Source organism: Micromonospora sp., from assembly GCF_048594385.1.
GTDB classification, from domain to species: Bacteria; Actinomycetota; Actinomycetes; order Mycobacteriales; family Micromonosporaceae; genus Micromonospora; species Micromonospora wenchangensis.
Window position 1 is genome coordinate 1 of record NZ_JBMDWU010000095.1, and the last position, 3,375, is coordinate 3,375.

Sequence of the window (3,375 nt, forward strand, 5' to 3'; positions counted from 1 at the left end):
CAAACCCCGCAACAACCCCGCCACCCGATCCGACAACACCCCCAACTCCCCATACGTCAACACCACCTCCCCACACACCACCGCCACCGCACCCGGCGACACACCCACCCACCGACCCACCAACTCATGCACCAACTCGCCTGCGCCCGCGTCCGCCGGGTCGGTCCACGCCACCGGCCCCGCCGGACCGGTGACCCACGGGCCCGCCGCCGCCACGTCGACCAGGGCCGGCACGCCGGTCGGGGCCGGCGCGGCCGCCAGCGGTCCGCGCAGGTAGTGACGGTCGGGGGCGGTCACCATGTCCCAGAGGGCGGCCACGAACCAGTCGCGCAGCAGCCGGACCTGCTCGGCCCGCACCGCGTCGGTGTGGAAGTCCATCGCCAGCAGCACCCGGTCGGAGACCGGGTCCCGGACGACCCCGATGTTGAGCGGGAAGTTCGTCGGCTCGGCCCGGACGGTGGAGAAGCTGCCGATCTTGCCGTCGAGGATCTCGGTGCCCCGGTCGGACAGCATCTCGGCCATCACGTGGAAGTGGTTGTAGACGAAGTTGACGTTGACCGGCTGGTCCATGCCGAGCCGGCGTTGCATCTCGGCCATCGGGAAGCGGCGGTGCGGCAACATGTCCCGTTCGGCCGCGAAGACCTCGGCGATCAGGTCGGTCCACCGGCCGTCCGGCAGCACCAGCCGGAACGGCAGCGTGTTGAGGAACAGCCCGCGGACGTCGTCGCCGCCACGCTCCTCGGGGCGGCCGTTGGCGGTCACCCCGACCAGGACGTCCGTCGCGCCGGTGGCGTAGCCGACGGTACGCAGGCAGGCGGCGACGAAGAGGGTCTTCAGCGAGGCGCCGCACCGGGTGGCCAGCTCCCGCAGCGCCGTGCAGAGTTCCGGGCTGAGCACCGTCTCGACCGAGCCGTACCGTTGGCGGGCGTCGGTGGCGTACCACCACTCGCCCGTGAAGCGGGCCTCGGCGGGTAGCTGCGGCACCGGCCCGTCGGGCCAGCGCAGCAGCCGGGTGTCCGGCGGGTCGGCCAGCCGCTCACGCCAGAACTGCTCGGTCTCCGTCGACGTCAGCGCGGCGCGTTCCAGCTCGACGAAGTCGCGGTACTGCGCGCTCAACGGCGGGTCGGTCGGCTCCACGCCGGCACGCAGGCCCTGGTAGACCCGCATGATCTCGCTGAGGGTGGAGTGCAGGCTCCAGCCGTCGAACACGGCGTGGTGCTCGGTCAGCGTCCACTGGAACACGTCGTCGGAGCGGCGGTGCACGTGCATCCGCAGCAGCGGCGGGCGGTCGTGGTCGAACGGGGTGACCCGCTGGTGTTCCAGGTAGGACCGGACGATCTCGTCCTGTGCCGCCTCGTCCAGGTCACGCAGGTCGTCGACGCCGACCGGCAGCACCGCCTCGGCGTGCACCAGTTGCAACGGCTCGCTGTGGTCGGTCAACGACAGCGCCGTGCGCAGGATCGGATGCCGGCGTACCACGTGGGCGACCGCCCGGGTGAAGGCGTCCGCCTCGAACGGTGCCCGCACCTTCATGCTGTCGACGTTGTGGTACGGCAGCCGCTCCAGGTCGCGGGTCATCTCGTAGACCATGCCCACCTGCAACGCGGTCATCGGGTACGCGTCGACGAGACCGTCCGGTAGGTGCGCCCGGTCGGTGGCGGCGACCAGTTCGAACGGTCGACGTACCGGGGCGTCGGGCAGGTCGACGACCGTGCAGACGGTGGCGAGTTCGGCGACCGTCGGCCGGTGGAACAGCTCCTGCAACGCGAAGGAGATGCCGCTGGCGCGGGCCGCGCCGAGCACCCGGATGCTGCGGATCGAGTCCCCACCCAGGTGGAAGAAGTTGTCGTGCCGGCCCACCTGGACCGGGCCGAGCGCCTCGACCCAGATCTCGGCGAGCCGCCGCTCGACCGGTCCCTGCGGCGCCACGTAGTCACCGCTGCCGGCGGGGCGGGCCTCGTCCGGGTCGGGCAGCCGCCGGTGGTCGGTCTTGCCGCTCGGCGTCAGCGGGATCGCCGCCAGCTCCACGAACCGCCCCGGCACCATGTAGTCCGGCAGCCGGTCCGCCAGCCACCGCCGCAGGTCGGCGACCGGCACCGCCGACCCGGCCTCCCCCGACACGTACGCGATGAGCTGCGGTGCCCCGGCGTCGTCGGGGCGGATGGTGACCGCCGCGGCGGTGACGCCGGGGAACTGGTGGGCGGTCGCCTCGATCTCAGTCAGCTCCACCCGGAAGCCGCGGATCTTGACCTGGCTGTCGGCGCGGCCCGCGTACTCCAGGGTCCCGTCCGGACGCCACCGGGCCAGGTCGCCGCTGCGGTAGAGGCGGGCCCCCGGCTCGGCGCCCACCGGGTCCGCCACGAAACGTCCCGCGGTCAGGCCGGGTTGGCCGAGGTAGCCCCGGGCCACCCCCGGACCGCCGACGTACATCTCCCCGGTGACGCCGACCGGGCAGGGGCGCAGGTACCGGTCCAGGACGTGGATCGCCATGTCCGCCAGGGGGCGGCCGATCTGGGTGAGCGCCCGGTCCAGGTCGTCCGGCACGATCTCGCGGAAGGTGTCGTGCACGGTGGTCTCGGTGATCCCGTACATGTTGACCAGCCGGGGGCGGTCCGCGCCGTGCCGCTGCGTCCACCGGCGTACCGAGCCGCGTTCCAACGCCTCACCGGCGAAGATGACGTAGCGCAGCCGCAGCGGGTCGCCGAGGCGGGCGTCGACGGCCTCGAACTGGACGAACGCCGACGGCGTCTGACTGAACACGGTCACCTGCGCGTCCCGGACCAGCGCGTACAGGTCCTCGGGGCTGCGGGACACCCAGTAGGGCACCACGACCAGCCGGCCGCCGGTGCTCAACGCACCCCAGATCTCCCAGACGCTGACGTCGAACGACATGCTGTGGAACATCGACCAGACGTCGTCGGGGCCGAACCGGAACTCCCGGGCCGCCGAGGCGAACAGCCGGGCGGCGTTGCGGTGGGTCACCGTGACGCCCTTGGGTCGGCCGGTCGAGCCCGACGTGTAGATCACATACGCAGCGCTGTCCACCGTCACCACCGGAGCCGGCACCTCCCCGGCCACCGACGATCCGGCCCCCTGCACGGCCTCCGGCTCCGGACCGTCCACACCGATCTCCACCACCCGCCACGAACCCGACGGCAACCGCCCCGCCCCACCCGAACCCCCCAACACCACCGACACACCCGAATCCCCCAACATCAACGACAACCGCTCCACCGGATAATCAACATCCAACGGCACATACGCCGCACCCACCTTCAACACCCCCACACACCCCCCCACCGCATCCCCCGACCGCCCCACACACACCCCCCCCAACCCCCCACCCACCACACACAACACCCCCACCACCCCCCC

General features: G+C 72.1%; 1 protein-coding gene. It reads right to left on the reverse strand.

Annotated features, from left to right (window positions below):
* Positions 1–3,369 (reverse strand): amino acid adenylation domain-containing protein (locus ACOJTC_RS04255; protein ID WP_420115834.1); only part of this gene is annotated, 3,369 nt, incomplete at its 3' end.
* Positions 3,370–3,375: the final 6 nt, after the last annotated feature.